At 66.1% G+C, this 21,258-nt stretch carries 18 protein-coding genes; 12 read left to right on the top strand and 6 right to left on the bottom strand.

Features of this window, described 5'->3' with window-relative positions; translation table 11 throughout:
* Window positions 1-104: 104 nt before the first annotated feature.
* The gene (locus tag POS17_RS05645; protein ID WP_060837723.1) at window positions 105-830 is read right to left on the bottom strand and encodes a tellurite resistance TerB family protein; all 726 of its coding nucleotides are present in this window, start codon (window positions 828-830) and stop codon (window positions 105-107) included.
* Between the two features lie 190 nt (window positions 831-1,020).
* Here POS17_RS05645 and POS17_RS05640 point away from each other — a divergent pair, with 190 nt between their 5' ends.
* The 10 genes from POS17_RS05640 to POS17_RS05595 all read left to right on the top strand — a co-directional run bounded on the left by POS17_RS05640 (window position 1,021) and on the right by POS17_RS05595 (window position 12,131).
* Window positions 1,021-1,935, top strand: coding sequence for a LysR family transcriptional regulator (locus POS17_RS05640; protein ID WP_060837722.1), 915 nt, complete (start codon window positions 1,021-1,023; stop codon window positions 1,933-1,935).
* Window positions 1,936-2,042: 107 nt separating this feature from the next.
* A complete protein-coding gene (locus POS17_RS05635; protein WP_082729824.1) occupies window positions 2,043-3,533 on the top strand; it encodes a gamma-aminobutyraldehyde dehydrogenase in 1,491 nt (496 codons plus the stop codon).
* A gap of 88 nt (window positions 3,534-3,621) precedes the next feature.
* On the top strand, window positions 3,622-4,773 hold the full coding sequence (gene ydcS, locus POS17_RS05630; RefSeq protein WP_060837720.1) for a putative ABC transporter substrate-binding protein YdcS: 1,152 nt from the start codon (window positions 3,622-3,624) through the stop codon (window positions 4,771-4,773).
* Between the two features lie 85 nt (window positions 4,774-4,858).
* Window positions 4,859-5,896 carry an ABC transporter ATP-binding protein gene (locus tag POS17_RS05625; protein WP_060837719.1) on the top strand — a complete coding sequence of 346 codons (1,038 nt, stop codon included), beginning with the start codon at window positions 4,859-4,861 and terminating at the stop codon, window positions 5,894-5,896.
* Between the two features lies 1 nt (window position 5,897).
* On the top strand, window positions 5,898-6,842 hold the full coding sequence (locus POS17_RS05620) for an ABC transporter permease (protein WP_060837718.1): 945 nt from the start codon (window positions 5,898-5,900) through the stop codon (window positions 6,840-6,842).
* Window positions 6,832-7,641, top strand: a complete 810-nt coding sequence (locus POS17_RS05615) for an ABC transporter permease (protein ID WP_060837717.1) — start codon at window positions 6,832-6,834, stop codon at window positions 7,639-7,641. The genes POS17_RS05620 and POS17_RS05615 overlap by 11 nt, the downstream gene beginning before the upstream one ends.
* A gap of 39 nt (window positions 7,642-7,680) precedes the next feature.
* Window positions 7,681-9,105 (top strand): gamma-aminobutyraldehyde dehydrogenase, encoded by a 1,425-nt coding sequence (locus POS17_RS05610; RefSeq protein WP_060837716.1) that lies wholly within the window; start codon window positions 7,681-7,683, stop codon window positions 9,103-9,105.
* Between the two features lie 205 nt (window positions 9,106-9,310).
* Entirely contained in the window at window positions 9,311-9,721 is a 411-nt protein-coding gene (locus POS17_RS05605; RefSeq protein ID WP_060837715.1) for a hypothetical protein, read from the top strand.
* Window positions 9,722-9,756: 35 nt separating this feature from the next.
* Entirely contained in the window at window positions 9,757-10,767 is a 1,011-nt protein-coding gene (locus POS17_RS05600) for a hypothetical protein (protein ID WP_231979006.1), read from the top strand.
* Between the two features lie 170 nt (window positions 10,768-10,937).
* Entirely contained in the window at window positions 10,938-12,131 is a 1,194-nt protein-coding gene (locus POS17_RS05595; RefSeq protein ID WP_060837713.1) for a DUF418 domain-containing protein, read from the top strand.
* Here POS17_RS05595 and POS17_RS05590 read toward each other — a convergent pair.
* On the bottom strand, window positions 12,128-12,661 hold the full coding sequence (locus tag POS17_RS05590) for a GNAT family N-acetyltransferase (protein WP_047301982.1): 534 nt from the start codon (window positions 12,659-12,661) through the stop codon (window positions 12,128-12,130). The genes POS17_RS05595 and POS17_RS05590 overlap by 4 nt on opposite strands.
* Window positions 12,662-12,862: 201 nt before the next feature.
* On the opposite strand from POS17_RS05590, the gene POS17_RS05585 reads away from it, so the two are divergent.
* Window positions 12,863-14,482: a glucan biosynthesis protein D gene (locus POS17_RS05585; RefSeq protein ID WP_060837712.1), complete on the top strand. Its 1,620-nt coding sequence runs from the start codon at window positions 12,863-12,865 to the stop codon at window positions 14,480-14,482.
* 359 nt (window positions 14,483-14,841) lie between these two features.
* Here POS17_RS05585 and POS17_RS05580 read toward each other — a convergent pair whose 3' ends face one another.
* The 4 genes from POS17_RS05580 to POS17_RS05565 all read right to left on the bottom strand — a co-directional run bounded on the left by POS17_RS05580 (window position 14,842) and on the right by POS17_RS05565 (window position 19,228).
* Window positions 14,842-15,948, bottom strand: a complete 1,107-nt coding sequence (locus POS17_RS05580) for an NADH:flavin oxidoreductase/NADH oxidase (RefSeq protein WP_060837711.1) — start codon at window positions 15,946-15,948, stop codon at window positions 14,842-14,844.
* Window positions 15,949-16,181: 233 nt separating this feature from the next.
* On the bottom strand, window positions 16,182-16,565 hold the full coding sequence (locus tag POS17_RS05575; protein WP_060837710.1) for a DUF6124 family protein: 384 nt from the start codon (window positions 16,563-16,565) through the stop codon (window positions 16,182-16,184).
* A 353-nt stretch (window positions 16,566-16,918) separates the two neighbouring features.
* The gene (gene recJ, locus POS17_RS05570) at window positions 16,919-18,628 is read right to left on the bottom strand and encodes a single-stranded-DNA-specific exonuclease RecJ (protein ID WP_060837709.1); all 1,710 of its coding nucleotides are present in this window, start codon (window positions 18,626-18,628) and stop codon (window positions 16,919-16,921) included.
* Between the two features lie 57 nt (window positions 18,629-18,685).
* Complete coding sequence (locus POS17_RS05565) at window positions 18,686-19,228, bottom strand: YaeQ family protein (protein WP_060837708.1); 543 nt, start codon at window positions 19,226-19,228, stop codon at window positions 18,686-18,688.
* Window positions 19,229-19,447: 219 nt separating this feature from the next.
* Here POS17_RS05565 and POS17_RS05560 point away from each other — a divergent pair, with 219 nt between their 5' ends.
* On the top strand, window positions 19,448-21,184 hold the full coding sequence (locus POS17_RS05560) for a hypothetical protein (RefSeq protein ID WP_060837707.1): 1,737 nt from the start codon (window positions 19,448-19,450) through the stop codon (window positions 21,182-21,184).
* The last annotated feature ends 74 nt before the right edge of the window (window positions 21,185-21,258 follow it).

Genomic DNA, 21,258 nt, shown 5'->3' with positions numbered 1-21,258 from the left:
GCCCGCTCTGGCTCGCGCTTTAGCGGGCTTTTTCCGCCCCTGAAGGCATATCGGCAAATCCCTCGGGCAGAACCGCCATCCATGGCAAAGGGGGCCCGTGCAAGTCAGTGAGCGTTCTGGCGCACCTGGTTTTCCAGTTCAGCCTTGAGCCCCACTGGCAGTTGCAGTTGGCGCGCCAGTTCATCCAGGTAGGCCTTCTCCATGAAGTGTTCTTCATCCACCAGCATCACGCTGGCCAGGTACATCTCGGCGGCCATTTCCGGGGTGCTGGCGGCGCGGGCCACGTCCGCAGGGTCCAGCGGCTTGTGCAACTCGCTGTGCAGCCACTGTTGCAGCTGCGGGTCGTTGTCCAGCTTGCGCAACTGGTCCTCGATCAGCGCCCGCTCGCGCTCGTCGACATGGCCGTCGGCCTTGGCCGCCGCCACCAGGGCCTTGAGGATCGCCTGGCTGTGCTGCTCGACCTGTTGCGCCGGCAACCGGTCGAGGGTCCGCGGCTCATTGGCCGGGGCCGTGCCCTGTTGCGCCTGCCAGTTGCCGTAGGCCTTGTAGGCCAGCACGCCGAGGGCCGCGAGGCCGCCATAGGTCAGGGCCTTGCCGCCGAACTTGCGGGCCTTCTTGTTGCCCAGCAGCAAGCCCATGGCCCCGGCTGCCAGGGCCCCGCCGCCAGCGCCGCCGAGCAGTCCGCCAAGACCGCCGGACTTGCCCCCGAGCAAATCGCCAAGGCCGCCCTGGCGGGCCTTGCCGCGCTCGCCGGACGCGGTGCCGGCCTGGTTCTGCAACAGCTCCTGGCCGGACTTGAGTAATTGATCGAGCAATCCACGGGTGTTCATCTGCCGCCTCCGCAAAGTCAGTGTCGTGTCGACACATCAGGCCGCAAGCCTAGAGAGAAGTGCCGAGGCTCAGGGGACGATAGTGCTTCTGAATGTTGCTTTCACCGGATCAGGGAAAGGTGCTAAACAAGGCATCGGTTTTACCAATACAGCGCCCAATACTTCTAAAAAGCCGCCCGGTAGCCCCGCCATGATGACCTTGCGCCAGATCCGTCACTTTATCGCCGTGGCCGAAACCGGCTCGATCTCCGCCGCCGCCCAGGCGGTGTTCATTTCCCAGTCGACCCTGACCCTGGCCATCCAGCAACTGGAGCAGGAAATCGGCGTCAACCTGTTCAGCCGCCATGCCAAGGGCATGACCCTGACCCATCAGGGGCATCAGTTCCTGCGTCAGGCGCACCTGATCCTGGCCACGGTGGACAACGCCAAGCGCAGCCTGCAACAGAACAGCGACCCGGTGGCCGGACAGTTGACCGTGGGGGTGACCAGCCTGGTGGCCGGCTATTACCTGGCGGACCTGCTGACCCGCTTCCAGCGCGCCTACCCCAATGTCGACATCCGGGTCATGGAGGACGAACGGCCCTATATCGAACACCTGCTGGTCAGTGGCGAAATCGACGTCGGGGTGCTGATCCTGTCCAACCTCGAAGACCGCCACGCGCTGCAGACCGAAGTCCTGACCCACTCGCCGCACCGCCTCTGGCTGCCGCCCCGGCATCCCTTGCTGGAACACGACAGCATCAACCTGGCGGACGTGGCCCGGGAGCCGCTGATCCAGCTCAACGTCGATGAAATGGAGCGCAACGCCCAGCGCCTGTGGAGCACGGCCGGGCTGCAGCCACGGATCAGCCTGCGCACCGCCTCCACCGAAGCGGTGCGCAGCCTGGTGGCCGCCGGGCTCGGCCTGTCGATCCAGCCGGACATGACCTACCGCCCCTGGTCCCTGGAGGGCGACATCATCGAGGCCCGGCCCCTGGCGGACCTCAACCAGACCCTGGATGTGGGCCTGGCCTGGCGCCGGGGCACCGCGCGCCCGGCCCTGGTGGACCCTTTCCTCACCGTGGCCCGGGAGCAGCCCCCGGGCGGGCGCAAGCCATCTATTTAATCGAACGGCCCCTTCAGTATTAAGAATTTGTCGACCTCAGGCCCCGCCACTAGTCTCTGGGCATTCCCGATAAGAGCAGGCCGGGCACTCACCCCCAGGGGAGCCCCATGGCCCTAGCAGAAAAGAGAACCCGCAAAATGGCTGGCCCACAGACTCCGCTGTGCACGGCATTGCTGATCGACGGCGAACTGGTGAACGGCCAGGGTCGGGTCGAGCCGATTCTCAACCCGGCCACCGGCGAGGTGCTGACGCAGATCGCCGAAGCCAGCAGCGAGCAGGTGGAAAGCGCGATCCTCGCCGCCCACCGGGCATTCTCCAGTTGGTCGCGGACCACCCCGCAGCAACGCTCGAACCTGCTCCTGGCGATTGCCGACAGCCTGGAAAGACAGGCCGACTACCTGGCCCGCCTGGAAGCCCTGAACTGCGGCAAGCCGCTGCACCTGGCGCGCCAGGACGACCTCGGCGCCAGCATCGACGTGTTCCGGTTCTTCGCCGGTGCGGTGCGCTGCCAGACCGGCCAGTTGAGCGGCGAGTACCTGCCCGGCTACACCAGCATGGTGCGCCGCGATCCCATCGGCGTAGTGGCCTCGATCGCGCCCTGGAACTACCCGATCATGATGGCCGCCTGGAAGATCGCCCCGGCCCTGGCGGCGGGCAACACCCTGGTGTTCAAGCCCTCGGAACACACCCCGCTGTCGATCCTGGCCCTGGCCCCGAGCCTGGCGCAGTTGCTGCCACGGGGCGTGATCAACATCGTCTGCGGTGGCGGCGAAGGGGTCGGCAGCCATCTGGTCAGCCATCCGAAGGTGCGCATGGTGTCCCTGACCGGCGACATAGTCACCGGCCAGAAAATCCTCCAGGCCGCGGCCAAAACCCTCAAGCGCACCCACCTGGAACTGGGGGGCAAGGCACCGGTGATCGTCTGCGACGATGCCGACCTGGAGGCCGTGGTCGAGGGCGTGCGCAGCTACGGCTACTACAACGCCGGCCAGGACTGCACCGCTGCTTGCCGGGTCTACGCCCAGGCCGGCATCCACGACCGCCTGGTGGCGGAGCTGGGCAGCGCCGTCAGCAGCCTGCGCTTTGCCAGCAAGCGCGACGCCGACAACGAAATCGGCCCGCTGATCAGCACCCGCCAGCGCGACCGGGTGGCCAGCTTCGTCGAGCGCGCCCTGAGCCAGCCCCACATCGAACGCATCACCGGCGCGGCGGTGCACTCCGGCGCCGGTTTCTACTACCAGCCGACCTTGCTGGCCGGCTGTCGCCAGAACGACGAGATCGTCCAGCGCGAGGTGTTCGGACCGGTGGTCACCGTCACCCGCTTCGAACAACTGGAGCAGGCCCTGGACTGGGCCAACGACTCGGAATACGGCCTGGCCTCTTCGGTCTGGACACAAAACCTGGACAAGGCCATGCAAGTGGCGGCGCGCCTGCAATACGGCTGCACCTGGATCAACAGTCATTTCATGCTGGCCAGTGAAATGCCCCACGGCGGCCTCAAGCGCTCCGGCTACGGCAAGGACCTGTCCAGCGACTCACTGCAGGACTACAGCGTGGTGCGCCACATCATGGCGCGCCACGGCAACGAGCTGGAATAACACCACTACGCTAATAACAAGCCGTCCGCGGCCGCAGCACTCATCGTCAACCACTGCCCCGATCCTAATAAAAGCAGAGGCAATTCCTATGTCCGCGCACAAGACCGCAATCCTCAGTGCTCTCACCACCGCCCTGCTGGCCAGCGCCAGCCTGCAGGCCGCCGAACCGCTCAAGGCCGTGGGCCCGGGCGAAGGCCAACTGGATATCGTCGCCTGGCCGGGGTACATCGAACGGGGCGAGAGCGACAAGAATTACGACTGGGTCACCGGCTTCGAGCAGGAAACCGGCTGCAAGGTCAACGTCAAGACCGCCGCCACCTCCGACGAGATGGTCAGCCTCATGGCCAAGGGCGGCTACGACCTGGTGACCGCCTCCGGCGACGCCTCCCTGCGGTTGATTGCCGGCAAGCGGGTGCAACCGATCAACACCGCGCTGATCGCCAACTGGAAGAACCTCGACCCGCGCCTCAAGGACGGCCCCTGGTACGTGGTCGAGCACAAGACCTACGGCACCCCCTACCAATGGGGCCCCAACGTGCTGATGTACAACACCCAGGTGTTCAAGCAGGCGCCCACCAGCTGGGACGTGGTGTTCACGGCGCAGAACCTGCCGGACGGCAAGCCCAACAAAGGCCGCGTCCAGGCCTATGACGGCCCGATCTACATCGCCGACGCGGCGCTGTACCTCAAGACCGCACGGCCGGAACTGGGCATCCAGAGTCCCTATGAGCTGACCGAGGCCCAGTACAAGGCGGTGCTCGATCTGCTGCGCGCCCAGCAACCGCTGATCCACCGCTACTGGCACGACACCACGGTGCAGATGAGTGACTTCAAGAACGAGGGCGTGGTGGCCTCCAGCGCCTGGCCCTATCAGGTCAATGGCCTGGTCAACGAGAAACAGCCGATCGCCTCGACCATTCCCAAGGAAGGCGCCACCGGCTGGGCCGACACCACCATGCTGCACGCCGAGGCCAAGCACCCCAACTGCGCCTACAAGTGGATGGACTGGTCGCTCAAGCCCAAGGTCCAGGGCGACGTCGCCGCCTGGTTCGGCTCGTTGCCGGCGGTGCCAGCGGCCTGCAAAGAGAGCGAGCTGCTGGGGGCCGAGGGCTGCAAGACCAACGGTTTCGATCAGTTCGACAAGATCGCCTTCTGGAAAACCCCGCAGGCCGAGGGCGGCAAGTTCGTGCCCTACAGCCGCTGGACCCAGGACTACATCGCCATCATGGGTGGCCGCTAGAACGACCTGTCCAACCAGGCCCTCGTCGACCCAGCAGTCCAGGCAGGCCGCCAGTGGCGGCCCTGCCTTTGCGGAGCAGTGCACCATGACCCTTGCAGTCCAGTTCACCCAGGTTTCCCGGCAGTTCGGCGAGGTCAAGGCCGTCGACCGGGTGTCCATCGATATCCACGACGGTGAATTCTTCTCCATGCTCGGCCCGTCCGGTTCGGGCAAGACCACCTGCCTGCGGCTGATTGCCGGCTTCGAGCAGCCCAGCGCCGGCTCTATCCGCATTCACGGCGCCGAGGCCGCGGGCCTGCCGCCCTATCAACGGGACGTCAACACGGTGTTCCAGGACTACGCGCTGTTCCCCCACATGAACGTGCGGGACAACGTCGCCTACGGCCTGAAGGTCAAGGGCGTGGCCCGCCAAGAACGCCTGGAGCGCGCCGAGGCGGCCCTGCAGATGGTGGCCCTGGGCGGTTATGGCGAGCGCAAGCCGGCGCAACTGTCCGGTGGCCAGCGCCAGCGGGTGGCCCTGGCCCGGGCCCTGGTCAACCGGCCACGGGTACTGCTGCTGGATGAACCCCTGGGGGCGCTGGACCTGAAACTGCGCGAGCAGATGCAGGGCGAACTGAAGAAACTCCAGCGCCAGTTGGGCATCACCTTCATCTTCGTCACCCACGATCAGACCGAGGCCCTGTCGATGTCCGACCGGGTGGCGGTATTCAACAAGGGCCGCATCGAACAGGTGGACAGCCCGCGCAACCTGTACATGAAACCCGCCACCACCTTCGTCGCCGAATTCGTCGGCACTTCCAACGTGATTCGCGGCGAGCTGGCGCAACAGCTCAGCGGCAGCCCGCAGCCCTTCTCCATCCGCCCGGAACACGTGCGTTTCGCCCAAGGCCCGCTGGCGGCCTCGGAGATCGAGATCAGCGGCCTGCTGCACGACATCCAGTACCAGGGCAGCGCCACCCGCTTCGAAATGAAGCTGGACAACGGCCAGACCCTGAACATCAGCCAGGCCAACAACCAATGGCTGGACACCGGCAGCAGCCACTGCACCGGACAACGCATCAGCGCCCGCTGGGCCCGGGAGGCGATGATCCCGCTGACCGACACCCCGACCAGCGAGGCCTGAGATGAGCACCCAGGCCCTCGTCCAAGGCAGCGGCGACACGCCCCTGCGGCGCTTGTCCAACCTGCTGTACCGGCGCCCCAACCTGTACCTGACGCTGCTGCTGGTGCCGCCGCTGATCTGGTTCGGCGCGATCTACCTCGGCTCCCTGCTGACCCTGCTGTGGCAGGGTTTCTACACCTTCGACGACTTCACCATGGCGGTCACCCCGGAGCTGACCCTGGGCAACTTCGCCGCGCTGCTGCAGCCGTCGAACGTCGACATCATCCTGCGCACCCTGGGCATGGCCGTGGCGGTGTCCATCGCCAGCGCCATCGTCGCCTTTCCCATCGCCTACTACATGGCCCGCTACACCAGCGGCAAGACCAAGGCGTTCTTCTACATCGCGGTGATGCTGCCGATGTGGGCCAGCTACATCGTCAAGGCCTATGCCTGGACCCTGCTGCTGGCCAAGGGCGGCGTGGCCCAGTGGTTCATCCAGCACCTGGGGCTGGAGACGGGGCTGCAATGGCTGCTGGGCGTTCCCGGGGTCGGCGGCAGCACCCTGTCGACCTCGCACCTGGGGCGCTTCCTGGTGTTCGTCTACATCTGGCTGCCGTTCATGATCCTGCCGATCCAGGCGTCCCTGGAGCGTCTGCCGCCCTCGCTGCTGCAAGCCTCGGCGGACCTCGGGGCCACGCCGCGCCAGACCTTCATGCTGGTGGTCCTGCCGCTGGCGGTGCCGGGCATCGCCGCCGGCTCGATCTTCACCTTCTCCCTGACCCTGGGGGACTTCATCGTGCCGCAACTGGTGGGCCCGCCGGGCTACTTCGTCGGCAGCATGGTCTACGCCCAGCAAGGCGCCATCGGCAACCTGCCGATGGCAGCCGCCTTCACCCTGGTGCCCATCGTGCTGATCGCCATCTACCTGTCCATCGTCAAACGCCTGGGGGCCTTCGATGCACTCTGAACGAGCATCCTTCGGCCTGCGTCTGGCGGCCTGGGGCGGGCTGGTGTTCCTGCACTTCCCGATCCTGATCATCGTCCTCTACGCCTTCAACACCGAGGACGCGGCCTTCAGCTTTCCGCCCCGGGGCCTGACCCTGAAGTGGTTCAGCGTGGCCTTCAACCGCCCCGACGTGCTGGACGCCATCCAGCTGTCGCTGCAGATCGCCGCCATCGCCACCCTGATCGCCCTGGTCCTCGGCACCCTGGCCTCGGCGGCCCTGTACCGCCGCGAGTTCTTCGGCAAGCAGGGCATCTCGCTGATGCTGATCCTGCCCATCGCCCTGCCGGGCATCATCACCGGCATCGCCCTGCTGGCGACCTTCAAGACCCTGGGCATCGAGCCGGGGCTGTTCACCATCGTCGTCGGCCACGCCACCTTCTGCGTGGTGATCGTCCACAACAACGTGATCGCCCGACTGCGGCGCACCTCCCACAGCCTGATCGAAGCCTCCATGGACCTGGGCGCCGACGGCTGGCAGACCTTCCGCTACATCATCCTGCCCAACCTCGGTTCGGCCTTGCTGGCGGGGGGCATGCTGGCGTTCGCCCTGTCGTTCGATGAAATCATCGTCACCACCTTCACCGCCGGCCATGAACGCACCCTACCGCTGTGGCTGCTCAACCAGTTGAGCCGGCCCCGGGACGTACCGGTGACCAACGTGGTGGCCATGCTGGTGATGCTGGTGACCATGCTGCCGATCCTCGGCGCCTACTACCTGACCCGTGGCGGCGAAAGCGTGGCCGGCAGCGGCGGCAAATAACCCGCTTCCCTACCCTCAGCGCCAAGAAAGGAGATGAACATGCAGAGCAAATTGCTGATCAACGGCCAACTGGTGGCCGGCGAGGGGCCGGCCCAGCCGGTGTACAACCCGGCCCTGGGCAGCGTGCTGGTGGAGATCAACGAGGCCAGCCAGGCCCAGGTGGACGCCGCGGTGCGGGCCGCCGACGACGCCTTCGCCAGTTGGTCGCAGACCCCGCCCAAGGACCGCTCGCTGCTGCTGCTCAAGCTCGCCGACACCATCGAGGCCCACGGCGCCGAGCTGGCCAGGCTGGAATCGGACAACTGCGGCAAGCCCCTGAGCGCGGCCCTGAATGATGAAATCCCGGCCATCGCCGACGTGTTCCGCTTCTTCGCCGGCGCCAGCCGCTGCCTGGGCGGCTCGGCGGCGGGGGAATACCTGCCCGGGCACACCTCGATGATCCGCCGCGACCCGGTGGGGGTGATCGCCTCCATCGCCCCCTGGAACTACCCGCTGATGATGGTCGCCTGGAAGATCGCCCCGGCCCTGGCCGCCGGCAATACCGTGGTGCTCAAGCCCTCGGAACAGACCCCGCTGACCGCCCTGCGCCTGGCCGAACTGGCCAGCGAGTTTTTCCCGGCCGGCGTGCTCAACCTGGTGTTCGGCCGTGGCCCGAGCGTCGGCCAGCCGCTGGTGACCCACCCCAAAGTGCGCATGGTGTCGCTCACCGGTTCGATCGCCACGGGCGCGAACATCATTTCCAGCACCGCCGACAGCGTCAAACGCATGCACATGGAACTGGGGGGCAAGGCCCCGGTGATCATCTTCGACGACGCCGACCTCGACGCTGCGGTGGCGGGCATCCGCGCCTTCGGCTTCTACAACGCCGGCCAGGACTGCACTGCCGCTTGCCGGATCTACGTGCAGGCCGGGGTCTACGAACGCTTCGTCGAGCAGCTCGGCGCCGCCGTCGGCAGTATCCGCCACGGCCTGCAGGACGACCCGGCGACCGAGCTGGGGCCGCTGATCACCGCCGCGCATCGCGACCGCGTGGCCGGGTTTGTCGAGCGCGCCCTCGCCCAGCCACACATGCGCCTGATCACCGGGGGCAAGGCCGTGCCGGGCAACGGCTACTTCTTCGAACCCACGGTGCTGGCCGACGCCCGGCAGGACGACGAAATCGTCCGCCGCGAAGTCTTCGGCCCGGTGGTTTCGGTGACCCGCTTCGAGGATGAAGCCCAGGTCCTGGGGTGGGCCAACGACTCGGACTACGGCCTGGCCTCCTCGGTGTGGACTGCCGACGTCGGCCGCGCCCATCGCTTGTCGGCACGCCTGCAATACGGCTGCACCTGGGTCAACACTCACTTCATGCTGGTCAGCGAAATGCCCCACGGCGGACAGAAACTGTCCGGCTACGGCAAGGACATGTCCCTGTATGGCCTGGAGGACTACACCACGGTCCGCCACGTCATGTTCAAGCACTGAGCCTGCACGGGCCATCGGCAGGCGCTGGCCCCACAGCGCCTGCCGCTCGATCCCCAGCCGCCAGACTGGATTAGCGCCCCCAGTTGCGGCACTATCCGCCGCCTGAAAACCCCGGCGCCATCGACCGGAATCGCTGAACACCTTCCGGCAGCAAGGATGCGCCCATGCCCCGCCCTCCCACCACCACCGCCCGCGAGCGCCGTCCATGAGCCTGGACGCCACAAGCCGTTATCACCTGCTGCGCATCTGCACCAGCCTGGTGCCGCTTGCGCTGCCGGCGCCGCTGTTCTATCTGGCGCATGTCTGGGGCATACCGGTGTATCGCAGCTACTTCGGCGCCCTGGCCAAGGGCTTTGGCCTGGGTGTGATGGTGGATTTACTGTTTTATCTGCTGATCATCGTCAGCGTGCTGGTGGCCCTGGTGCCCAACCTGAAGGCCAAGCTGGGCCTGGTCGGCGCCCTGGTGCTGTTCACCGCCTGGGCGATGTTTCCCGACCATCCGGTACGCGGCTACGTCTATTGCCTGCTGATGAGCGTGCCGCCGCTGCTGGCGATCGCTCTGGCCCAGTGGCTGTGCCGCCGCCTGCTGCCCGCGCCCGCCCCGGACAGCCCATGACCGACGCTCTGTCTCCCACCTCAACGAGTTCGCCGATGCCCGCCCTTCGTCATCTTTTGCGCCCACTGTGCGCCGCCCTGTTGCTCGGTGGTGCCGCTCAAGCGGCCCAGGCCGCTGCCCCCGCCTGCCCGTCCAGCGACCTGCCGACCTTCCTCCAGGCCTTTGCCAGCAGCCCGGAGCTGCAGCAGGCGTTCACCGATTCGCCGCTGATCGAACAGCGCCCGGCCCACGACGAGTACGGACGCGAGATCACCACCCGGCACAAGCTGACGGGCGATACCCGACACCTGCTGACCCTGCTCGATCCGAAGGCCCAGGCCCGGGCCGGACTGCAATCCTTCTGGGAGAGCCAGACCCTGGTGGTGCATGACCCGCTGGGCGATGTGGTCCAGGCCTTCGTCTTTCAACAGGGCGCCTGCTGGCAGCTGGTGCGGGTGGAGCAGTGGTCCATGGACGGCCTGCTCGACCAGGACGCCCCGGCCAACGAAACAGCCTTGCAACGGCAGATGCGCAAGGCCGATCTGTTCCTGGGCTACGGCGGCCGGGAGCAATACCTGTTGACCCAGTACTTCTTCGAGCTGGGTCAGCAGATTCTGCTGGACGCCGCCCGCCATGGCTCGGCCAAGGCGGCCGTGCAGGCCGTGAGCCTGGGCTACTCGGGCATGGCGCCGGAGCTCAAGCTCGGGGAGCCGGAAGAACTGCTGCTGCCCTATGCCCAGACCGATGCCGAGGCGGCGCTGATGCTGTCGATGTACTACTGCGATCCGCTCGGCGATGGCTCGGTCAATGAATGCCAGCAACCCCGCAAGTCCGAAGAGCTGGTGCAGCGCACCGCCCGGGAACTGGACTCGGCCAGCGCCTTCTACTACCTGGGCAGCGGCTACGCCGAGGGTAAGTGGGGCACCACCGATGCCCCCCGGGCCCTGGCCTGCTACCGGGAAGCGATCAAGCGTGGCGACCTGAACAGCCTCAACCGCCTGACCTGGTGGACCAAAAAGGGCGAAACGCCCGCCGCCGGAGCCCAGTGCCTGCCGGCGCAGAGCTGAACCCGGAGCGGCGTGCCAGCCCCGGCGCAGGCCCGTTGACTTTTTTTCACAAGAGTTTGATTGCCCCCACGCCGCCTGATCGCGTTAATTGAGCCTTCACTCCTTTAACCGACAGGCCAGCCCATGCCCCTCGTCCCTCTGGAACATGCCCTGTTGCTCGGGCCCCGGACATGAACGCGCCATTGCCGCGCCAGGCCGCACGCCTGCAGCAGGTCGATGCCCTGCGCGGCTTCGCACTGCTGGGCATCCTGGCGGTGAACATCTGGTCTTTCGCCGATCCCTACTACGCCTCGCCGGTCAGCAACCCGGCCTACGCCAGCGACCTCGACCACCTGATCCGCTGGCTGGTGTCGGTGCTGTTCGAGGCCAAGTTCTACCTGCTGTTCTCCTTCCTGTTCGGCTACAGCTTCACCCTGCAGATGGCCTCCGCCGAGCGGGCGGGTGAACGCTTCGTGCCGCGCATACTGCGGCGGCAACTGGCCTTGCTGGCCATCGGCCTGGTGCATGGCGCGCTGCTGTTCTACGGCGAGATCCTCACCCTGTACGCGCTGCTGGGCCTGGTGCTGCTGGCGTTGCGCGGGCTGACAGCACGGATGGCGGCCATCCTGGCGATCCTGTTGATCGGCGCCACGGCGCTGCTGATTCTGCTGTTTGGCATCGAGTTGCTGAACGCCGGCCTCTATACCGGGGCCGCCGACGACCAGCCGCTGCTCAAGGATCTGGCCCTGGGTGGAGATGCGCTGGACACCCTCGGCTACAACGCTGCGCATTTGCTGGAAACCGCCTCGGCCCTGTGGCTGCTGCAGGGGCCCAGCACCCTGGCGATGTTCCTCCTGGGTTATGTGGCCGGACGCAAGGGCCTGCTGGTGGCGCCCGAGCGCTTTGCCGCGCGGGTGCCCCGGCTGCTGGCCCTGACCCTGCCCATCGGCCTGGGGGGCGCCCTGTTCTACGGTTACTGCAGCGCCTACGCGCCTGGTGGCGGCCTGGAGGTCATCGGCTACGGCATCAGCCAGATCAGCGCACCGCTGCTCTCGGCCAGCTACGCCATGCTGCTGCTTCGGGCCTTCGACTCGCCTCTGGGCCAGCGCCTGTGCCAACGCCTGGCGCCGCTGGGACGGATGTCATTGAGCAACTACCTGCTGCAATCGCTGATCCTGTGCCTGCTGTTCACCGGCTACGGGCTGGGGCTGATCAACCACCTGCAGCCCCTGTGGATTCCCCTGCTGGTGATCGCCATCTACCTGTTGCAGATGCAGCTCAGCGCAGGCTGGCTGCGCAGCCATCAGTACGGCCCCTGCGAATGGCTGCTGCGGGCGCTGACCATCGGCGCCTGGCCGCACTGGCGCAAGCGCGCGCAGGCTTAAACCAGCCGCAGACAGAGGTGGATATCCTCCGGCTCGATGCGCAGCAGCTCCGGGTCCGGGGTCGCCAGCACTTCGCAGCCCAGGCGCCGGTAGAAGTCAACCGTGTGCCACGACGGCGTGGCCGATACATACAAGCCCTGGGCGCCCATGGCCAGGGCCTGCTCCCGGGCCAGGGCGAACAGCTGCCGGCCCAGGCCAAGGCCGCGATAAGCCTGGCTCACGTGGAGGAATTTCAACTGTCGCAAATCCAGCCCGGCGCACTCGATCGCCAGGCAATCGACCACCGCTGCCGCCACCAGCACCTCAGCGTCGAAAATCCCGTACAACCAGCCGCCACGCTGGTAACACTGCTGCAAGATCAGCGCGTCATGCTCGGCCTCGCCCTCCGGCCAGCCGCTGACCACCTCATGCTGGGCATAGCCGATCAGACGGCCATCCTGCACACGGTAGAAGCCGTCGATGACTTCGGCGCGGTCGATCCATTTGAGCTGCGGGATATCGTTTGCGGTAAGGGCGCGCGGGTGCAACATGAGGCCGGTTCCTGAGGCGATTCAAGTGGTTACCAATGGACACAAGCTAAGCATTTTTCTGCCTGGGGCGAACCGTTTATTCTACCGCCCCTCTATTTATCGTCCGCTGCGTCTGGCCAATGGCATGGCCGGACCTCACCTTGCGATCCCCCCAGTCAGCCAGGAGCGGCTGACGATCCCAGCCCCCCACAAGGTTCATCTATGCACCGCAGGCACCTCCTCAAAGCTTCCATGGCCCTGGCGGCCTACACCGGCCTCTCGGCCAGCGGGCTGCTGGCCGCACGAGCCTGGGCCGGCGCCGCTGACGGCGACGCCCAGGCCTTCGATTTCGAGCGCCTCAAGGCCCAGGCCAAGCAGTTGGCCGGCAACCCGTATGTAGACACCAAGCAAGTGCTGCCGCCAACCCTGGCGCAGATGACGCCGCAGCACTTCAACGCCATCCAGTACGACAGCCGGCATTCGCTGTGGAATGAGTTGAACGGCCAGCTGGATGTGCAGTTCTTCCATGTGGGCATGGGCTTCAAGCAACCGGTGCGCATGCACAGCGTCGACCCCAAGACCCGCCTGGCCCGGGAGGTGCACTTCCGCCCGTCGCTGTTCAACTACCAGAACACCAGCGTCGACACCGCCCAGCTCAAGGGCGACCTGGGCTTTGCCGGGTTCAAGCTGTTCAAGGCCCCGGAGCTGGACAGGCATGACGTGGTGTCCTTCCTCGGCGCCAGCTATTTCCGTGCGGTGGACGCCACCGGCCAGTACGGCCTGTCGGCCCGGGGCCTGGCCATCGACACCTACGCCAAGCGCCGCGAGGAATTCCCCGACTTCACCCAGTTCTGGTTCGAGACTCCGGACAAGGACAGCACCCGTTTCGTGGTCTACGCCCTGCTGGATTCGCCAAGCGCCACCGGTGCCTACCGCTTCGACATCGACTGCCAGGCCGAGCGCGTGGTGATGGCGATCGACGCCCACATCAACGCCCGCACCGCCATCGAGCAGTTGGGCATCGCCCCCATGACCAGCATGTTCAGTTGCGGCACCCATGAACGGCGCATGTGCGACACCATCCACCCGCAGATCCACGACTCCGACCGCCTGGCCATGTGGCGCGGCAATGGCGAGTGGATCTGCCGCCCGCTGAACAACCCGGCGACCCTGCAATTCAACGCCTTCGCCGACAAGGACCCGAAAGGCTTCGGCCTGGTGCAGACCGACCATGAATTCGCCAGCTACCAGGACACCGTGGACTGGTACAGCCGCCGGCCGAGCCTGTGGGTCGAGCCCACCACCGCCTGGGGCGAAGGCAGCATCGACCTGCTGGAGATCCCCACCACCGGCGAGACCATGGACAACATCGTGGCCTTCTGGACCCCGAAGCAACCCGTGGCCGCCGGCGACTCCCTGAACTACGGCTACAAGCTCTACTGGAGCGCCCTGCCGCCGGTGGGCACGCCGTTGGCGCGAGTGCACGCCACCCGCTCGGGCATGGGCGGCTTCGTCGAGGGCTGGGCCCCGGGCGAGCATTACCCGCCAGTCTGGGCCCGACGCTTTGCCGTGGACTTCACCGGTGGCGGCCTCGATCGCCTGCCTGCCGGCACCGGCATCGAACCGGTGGTCACCGCCTCCCACGGCGAGGTCAAGGATTTCAGCATCCTGGTGCTGGACGAGATCAAGGGCTACCGCATCCTCTTCGACTGGTACCCCACCAACGACAGCGTCGATCCGGTGGAACTGCGGCTGTTCATCCGCACCCACGACCGCACCCTGAGCGAAACCTGGCTGTACCAGTACTTCCCGCCGGCGCCGGACAAGCGCAAATACCCCTGATCGGCTGACAGCCCCCGGCACGCCCTAGGGGCCTCTTCGCCGGCAAGCCGGCTCCTACAGACCGCACCGCCTCCGTAGGAGCGGGCTTGCCAGCGAAGGCGTCGGTGCATACAGCGCCTGCCTCAGGGGCCTCTTCGCCGGCAAGCCGGCTCCTACAGACCGCACCGCCCCCGTAGGAGCGGGCTTGCCCGCGAAGGCGTCGGTGCATACAGCGCCTGCCTCAAGGGCCTCTTCGCCGGCAGGCCGGCTCCTACAGACCGCACCGCCTCCGTAGGAGCGGGCTTGCCCGCGAAGGCGGCCAGCAGCCAGGCACAAAAAAACCGGCCCACACGGGCCGGTTTTTTTACATCGGCACAACCTTAATCGCGCAAGTCCGACTCATGAATCGGCTGGTCCCTGTGAGTGGCCCGCTGGTACTGCGCCGGCCAGATCGCCTTGCGCCCGCCCAGGTCGTCATCGGCATGCAGCGGCCAGTACGGGTCGCGCAACAGCTCCCGGGCGAGGAAGATGATGTCCGCCTGGCAGGTGCGCAGAATGTGCTCGGCCTGGGCCGGTTCGGTGATCAAGCCCACGGTGCCGGTGGCGATCCCCGACTCCTTGCGCACCCGCTCGGCAAAGCGCGTCTGATAGCCCGGCCCGGTGGGTATCTCGGCATTGGCCGCGGTGCCGCCGGACGACACATCGATCAAGTCCACCCCCAGGTCCTTGAGACGCCGCGCCAGCTCCACGGTTTCGTCGGGGTTCCAGCCGTCCTCCACCCAATCGGTGGCCGACACCCGCACAAACAGCGGCAACTCCTCGGGCCAGACTTTTCGTACCGCCTCGGTCACTTGCAACACCAGGCGAATGCGATTTTCAAACGAGCCGCCGTACTGGTCCTGACGCTGATTGCTCAGGGGCGAGAGGAACTGGTGCAGCAAATAGCCATGGGCGGCATGCACTTCCACCACCTTGAAGCCGGCCACCAGGGCCCGCTTGGCGGCCGCGACGAAGGCCTGGATGATCTCGCCGATCTGCCCTTCGTCCAGTTGGGTGGGCGGCGTGTGCTGTGGGTCGAAGGCAATCCGCGAGGGCCCCACCGGCACCCAGCCGCCATCCTCGGGCTTGACGCTGCCGGACTTGCCGAGCCAGGGCCGATGAGTACTGGCCTTGCGCCCGGCATGGGCCAGCTGGATGCCGGCCACGGCGCCCTGGGCGGTGATGAAACGGGTGATGCGCTGCAAGGGTTCGATCTGCGCATCGTTCCACAGGCCCAGGTCCTGGGCGGTGATCCGGCCCTCGGCGGTGACCGCCGTGGCTTCGGTGAAGATCAGCCCGGCGCCGCCGACGGCACGGCTGCCCAGGTGCACCAGATGCCAGTCGTTGGCCAGCCCGTCCACCGACGAGTACTGGCACATGGGCGACACGGCGATGCGGTTGAGAAGGGTCAGTTGACGCAAGGTATAGGGTTCAAGCAGCAGACTCATGGGGCACCTCTCGATCAATGGTCAGGCTCCAGGGTTCTGTTTGAACGGTCGACGAGTGACTGCGAAGTGAAGCGCCCGCCCCCGCGGGTAGAAGAATGACAAAAGGTCACAAGGCCAATCAGACAGTGCTTAGAGACTAGTCGACAACACTGCCGTCGGCTGGGTTCCTGACACGGCACCGGGCAAAAAACCTGTTGCACTGGCCGCTGCCAGCGGCAGCGGCCAGGCCAATGTCAGCTAAATGGGGCGCGGCGATTGCCATCGAGCAAGGCATCCACCACGCCACGGGCCATTTCCACGGAATGCACCAGCGACCAGATCAGGCCGCGCTCCACGCCGCTGGCGTGCTCGGTGATTTCATCGGACACCTCCTCGGCGGCCTTGAGCAGCATGGACACATGAATCAATGCTTCTTCGGCACTGATGCCGGGGCGCACAGCGAAGGGGTTATCAGGCCCTGCAGGGCCGGCCACGGTGGGTTGCAGAGTCGCGATCAACGAGCCATTTACGCAAGTGTTGGCCAGGGCATGGCGCACAGCTTCATTGGCCAGATCGTGGTCTGGATTACGACGGGAAGAAGGATGGAGAACCGGCGGATCGGGGAGGATCTTTTTCATGGTGTAGCTCCTCGACGATGAAGCCTCCACACCTAACGCTGCTAGACGTTTAAACAGGGTGGCGGCTGTACGCGGGCTAGCAGACCGGGTCGAGGAACCGGTGCGCCCGAAAGCGCCCCCACGCACAGCCGCCATAACAACACACTGCAAATCTGCATGGCAGTGCTGATGGCATCGCTTGCGTTCGACCCGGGCTGCTATTCCCGATCACTGATAGGCAGTGATGAACCGAAACTAGTCAGCTGAGTAGATCGCCACAAGCGCCCGGGAGTGTCTCGGAAACCCCTTACAAAAGAAAGAGACATACCGCCATCCCGCTTTCCAAAAGTCTGGCGAAACCACCCTCGTCGCCCTTAACGCGGTTCGATATGGGCAATCATCAACTGCACGGTTTCCTGGCCCCGGAACTCGTTGAGGTCGAGCTTGTAGGCCAGTTCCACCCAGCGGATGGTCGGGTTGGGCCAGACTTCGCGGTCGATGCCGAAGGCGATGCCGTCCAGCTTCAGCGAGCCGCATTCGCTGCGCAGCACCACTTTCAGGTGACGCTCGCCGACGATGCGTTGCTCCACCAGTTCGAACACCCCATGGAACATCGGCTCGGGGAAGTGCTGGCCCCAGGGCCCGGCATGGCGCAGGGCGCGGGCCAGTTCCAGGTGGAACTCTTCCACCGCCAGGGTGCCGTCCGACAGCAGGCGCCCGGTGAGGTCTTCTTCGCGCAGCTGGCGCCGCACTTCTGCGTCGAAGGCCTCGGCAAAGGCCGGGAAGTTCTGCTCCGGCAGCGACAGCCCGGCGGCCATGGCGTGGCCGCCGAACTTGCTGATCAGTTGCGGATGGCGCGCGGCCACGGCATCCAGGGCATCGCGGATATGAAAGCCCGGCACCGAACGCGCCGAGCCCTTGAGCATGCCGTCGCCGGCATCGGCAAAGGCGATGGTCGGGCGGTGGTAACGCTCTTTCAGGCGCGAGGCGAGAATCCCGATCACCCCCTGGTGCCAGTCGGCATCGAACAGGCACAGGCCGAACGGCATGGACTCCACCGGCAGTTCCTTGAGCTGGGCCAGGGCCTCGCGCTGCATGCCCTGCTCGATGGATTTGCGGTCCTGGTTCAGCTCGTCGAGCTGGGCGGCCATGGCCCGGGCCGCCGAGACGTCGTCGCTGAGCAGGCACTCGATGCCCAGGCTCATGTCGTCCAGGCGCCCGGCGGCGTTGAGCCGCGGGCCGAGGATAAAGCCCAGGTCGGTGGAGGTGATGCGCGAATGATCGCGCTTGGCCACTTCAAGAATCGCCTTGAGCCCCGGCCGGGCGCGACCGGCGCGAATCCGCTCCAGGCCCTGGTGCACCAGGATGCGGTTGTTGGCGTCCAGGGGCACCACGTCCGCCACGCTGCCCAGGGCCACCAGGTCCAGCAGCTCGCCGATGTTCGGCTGCGGCCGGGTTTCATAGCGTCCCAGGCTGCGCAGGCGCGCGCGCAGGGCCATCAGCACATAGAAGATCACCCCGACCCCGGCCAGGGCCTTGCTGGGGAATTCGCAGCCCGGCTGGTTGGGGTTGACGATGGCATCCGCCGCCGGTAGTTCATGGCCGGGCAAGTGGTGGTCGGTGACCAGCACTTGCAAGCCTGCGGCCTTGGCTGCGGCCACGCCTTCGACGCTGGAGATGCCGTTGTCCACGGTAATCAGCAACTGCGGCTCGCGCTGCAGGGCCACGGCGACGATTTCCGGGGTCAGGCCGTAGCCGTATTCGAAGCGGTTGGGCACCAGGTAATCGACATGGGCTGCGCCCAGCAGGCGCAGGCCCAGCAGGCCCACGGTGCTGGCGGTGGCGCCGTCGGCATCGAAGTCGCCGACGATAAGGATGCGCTGGCGCTGGTCCAGGGCGGTCACCAGCAAATCCACCGCGGCATCGATACCCTTGAGCTGCTGATACGGGATCAGCCGCGCCAGGCTCTTGTCCAGCTCCTCCACCGACTGCACGCCACGGGCGGCGTAGAGGCGGGTCAGCAGTGGCGGCAGGTCGCCGAGAAAGGGCAGGACGGCGGGCAACTCACGGGGTTCGATACGCATGGGCTAACAGCAACTTCTCTTGGGGGACGGTGGGTCGTTCAGGAGCGGCGCGGGCAATCAGCCGCGCTCGCCCAGCAGCCATTCCAGCTGGACTTCATGCTGGCCGCGATCGTCGGTGACGAAGATCGTGCCTTCGCTGATCATCACGTCCCACTTGATGACCCGCGGCATGTCCTTGGCCAGGGTCTCAAGGACCTCCTGGGGCACGCCGGCGATGTTGAGGTTCTTCAGGTTCTTCACCGCGTCCACCACCCGGGTCTGCCAGACCCGCAGGCTGCCGTAGGCCAGCAGGCTGGTGCGCTCGGTACGGCGCGAGCACCAGGTCAGGCGATCGGCGTCCGGCTGGCCGACTTCGATCCAGTGCAGCACGCGGTCGTCCAGGCTCTTTTCCCACAGGGCCGGCTCATCCACTTCCGACAGACCACGACCAAACGACAGCTGCTCGTTGTACCAGAAGGCGTAGGCCAGCAGGCGCACGGTCATGCGTTCCTCGGTTTCCGAAGGGTGACGGGCGATGGTCTGCTTGACGCTTTCGTAGACCCCGCGGTCGAGGTCGGTCAGGTTCAGTTCGAATTTGTAGGTGGTGGACGGCTGGGCCATGTGCGGGCTTCTTGAGTGTGCGAAAAGGCGGCAAGTCTAACCCGAAACCTGCCGCCCTGCCCGACCGCTGACCGGCCGGAAGCCCTTGCGCTGAAATCCGCTGAAATGCATTGCCTCGGTAAAGTCGGTTGCCAGCCTGCCACCAGGGTTTTATAACCCCCGCGCGAATCGGCCGGCGCGCACCGCGCCAACGCCGCAGTTCAATAGAAAAGGACGTCCATGACTCTCTTTGTCACCCTGCTTGTCATCGTGCTGCTGTTCATCGCGCTGATTTTGTATGCCCGCCAGAAAACCGCCGATCGCAACGAGAGCCTGGAGCTGACCGGCAACCTCACCGCCCAGATCAACCAGACCCTGCTGCTGAGCAAGGCCGAACCGCTGCTGGCGCTGAAACTGGCAGAGCAACTGCCCGGCGAAGCCCGGGAACTGGCCTCGCAGCTGGTGGCCAGCGAGCTCTACCTGGCGGGCCACAAGGCCCAGGCCCGGGAGCTGTACCAGCAATTGCCGCCCCACGCCCGGGACTACGTACTCAATACCCTGATCGAAACGCTGCTCGACACTGACGATAGCCAAGCCTGCCTGGAACTCCTGGAGAACTGGGGGGAATCCCTGCCCAGCTGGCCGCTGCTGCAAGTGCGTATCCTCCAGGCCCGTGGCGAACAGGAGCGGGCCCTGGCCGTGCTCGGCGAACTGAGCGACCCGCGCCAAGCGGCCGCCCATGAGCGCCAGAGCATCGGCAACCTGCTGACACTGGCGCGCCTGCAGCATCAGGCCGGGATGCAGGACGCGGCGCTGGTCAGCGTCGAGCAGGCATGGTCGGTGTTCGAGGGGCCCGAGGAGGGCCATCGCCAGTCGATTCTGCGCCAACTGTTCGAGGCCAGCGCGACCCTGGGCCAGTTCGACTCGATCCTCACCCGCGCCGCGTCGCTGCCGGCCGAAGAGCAGGCCCAGGCGGTCGCCGCCCTGATCAAGGCCGGTCAACTGGACTCTGCCCTCAGCCTGCTGGCCCCCATCAGCGACGATCTCTACTCCACCACGCACAGCGAACTGATGGACCTGGCCCTGGCCCTGCCGCCCATCGACAACGCCCTGCGCCTGTTGGAGAAGGCCCCCGACCTGCATCGCTACAGCCTGCTGCTGAGCCTGCTGAACCACATGGCGACACAAGGCCAGACCGCAGAAGCCGAAGCACTGCTGCCGACGCTGGAAACTGAGCCGAGCCAGCATCCGGGGCTGATGCTCAGTCTCTGTGAACAGCACCACGCCACGCAGCCGCAATGGGCCGAGGCACTGCTGGCCAAGGCGCTGCAACAGATCGACGGTTACAAGCATGACCATGAGTTCTGGAGCGGCATGCGCATCCAGGCGCTGCGAACCCAGCTACAGCTGCAAAGCCGACTGCCGGCCCATCGTCGGGACAGCTGGCTGGTACGCAGCAGCCTTGAGGAATTGCACAGGCTGCATCAGCAGGAGGAAGGCGAACAGCAATTGCTGTGCATTCGCGAGCAGACCAAGCTGCTGCACGACCTGGGGCAGACAGCCCAGGCCAGGACCCTGCTGGAGCAGGCCCTGGCGTTGCTGGACAGCGACAGCCTGCCGGAGGTCGATGAGATGGACAAAACCTTCTACCTGGAGGACATCGCCAGCGCCTACCTGAGCATCGACGAAGCACAGCAGGCCCAGGCCCTGCAGGATCGATTGCACAGCCTGGAGGCCGGCAGTCGCGACCTGGAAGAGGACCTGCTGCTCAATCACATCGAGCACCAGCGCTACGCCCAGGCCATCGAGGCCCTGAACCTGAGCGTCCTGCTCAGCGACAAGAAACCTCTGTCACGCCTGTATCAGGCCCTGGAAGAGCTGCACCAGCGCGCCCCCGAGCGCGCCGCCGAACTTCAGCAACAACTGATGGAGCGGTTCAGCAGCGGGCAGGCCTGGCGCGCCTCTCAGGCGAATTGACCGCCCCCCCCCCCGAGCTGACACCCGCCTGGCTGCAACCCGGTCGTCCAGGACGACCCCATGCAACGCGCCAG

The organism is Pseudomonas sp. Os17 (assembly GCF_001547895.1).
Taxonomy (GTDB): domain Bacteria; phylum Pseudomonadota; class Gammaproteobacteria; order Pseudomonadales; family Pseudomonadaceae; genus Aquipseudomonas.
This window is presented reverse-complemented; position numbering and strand designations above follow the sequence as displayed.

What these genes read in the sequence shown, in the direction of transcription:
- POS17_RS05640 (WP_060837722.1), top strand. Translation starts at nt 1,021, where the DNA reads ATGATGACCTTGCGCCAGATCCGTCACTTTATCGCCGTGGCCGAAACC.
- POS17_RS05560 (WP_060837707.1), top strand. Translation starts at nt 19,448, where the DNA reads ATGACTCTCTTTGTCACCCTGCTTGTCATCGTGCTGCTGTTCATCGCG.
- POS17_RS05615 (WP_060837717.1), top strand. Translation starts at nt 6,832, where the DNA reads ATGCACTCTGAACGAGCATCCTTCGGCCTGCGTCTGGCGGCCTGGGGC.
- POS17_RS05620 (WP_060837718.1), top strand. Translation starts at nt 5,898, where the DNA reads ATGAGCACCCAGGCCCTCGTCCAAGGCAGCGGCGACACGCCCCTGCGG.
- POS17_RS05600 (WP_231979006.1), top strand. Translation starts at nt 9,757, where the DNA reads ATGCCCGCCCTTCGTCATCTTTTGCGCCCACTGTGCGCCGCCCTGTTG.
- POS17_RS05610 (WP_060837716.1), top strand. Translation starts at nt 7,681, where the DNA reads ATGCAGAGCAAATTGCTGATCAACGGCCAACTGGTGGCCGGCGAGGGG.
- recJ (WP_060837709.1), bottom strand. Translation starts at nt 18,628, where the DNA reads ATGCGTATCGAACCCCGTGAGTTGCCCGCCGTCCTGCCCTTTCTCGGC.
- POS17_RS05605 (WP_060837715.1), top strand. Translation starts at nt 9,311, where the DNA reads ATGAGCCTGGACGCCACAAGCCGTTATCACCTGCTGCGCATCTGCACC.
- ydcS (WP_060837720.1), top strand. Translation starts at nt 3,622, where the DNA reads ATGTCCGCGCACAAGACCGCAATCCTCAGTGCTCTCACCACCGCCCTG.
- POS17_RS05580 (WP_060837711.1), bottom strand. Translation starts at nt 15,948, where the DNA reads ATGAGTCTGCTGCTTGAACCCTATACCTTGCGTCAACTGACCCTTCTC.
- POS17_RS05645 (WP_060837723.1), bottom strand. Translation starts at nt 830, where the DNA reads ATGAACACCCGTGGATTGCTCGATCAATTACTCAAGTCCGGCCAGGAG.
- POS17_RS05575 (WP_060837710.1), bottom strand. Translation starts at nt 16,565, where the DNA reads ATGAAAAAGATCCTCCCCGATCCGCCGGTTCTCCATCCTTCTTCCCGT.
- POS17_RS05635 (WP_082729824.1), top strand. Translation starts at nt 2,043, where the DNA reads ATGGCCCTAGCAGAAAAGAGAACCCGCAAAATGGCTGGCCCACAGACT.
- POS17_RS05585 (WP_060837712.1), top strand. Translation starts at nt 12,863, where the DNA reads ATGCACCGCAGGCACCTCCTCAAAGCTTCCATGGCCCTGGCGGCCTAC.
- POS17_RS05625 (WP_060837719.1), top strand. Translation starts at nt 4,859, where the DNA reads ATGACCCTTGCAGTCCAGTTCACCCAGGTTTCCCGGCAGTTCGGCGAG.
- POS17_RS05595 (WP_060837713.1), top strand. Translation starts at nt 10,938, where the DNA reads ATGAACGCGCCATTGCCGCGCCAGGCCGCACGCCTGCAGCAGGTCGAT.
- POS17_RS05590 (WP_047301982.1), bottom strand. Translation starts at nt 12,661, where the DNA reads ATGTTGCACCCGCGCGCCCTTACCGCAAACGATATCCCGCAGCTCAAA.
- POS17_RS05565 (WP_060837708.1), bottom strand. Translation starts at nt 19,228, where the DNA reads ATGGCCCAGCCGTCCACCACCTACAAATTCGAACTGAACCTGACCGAC.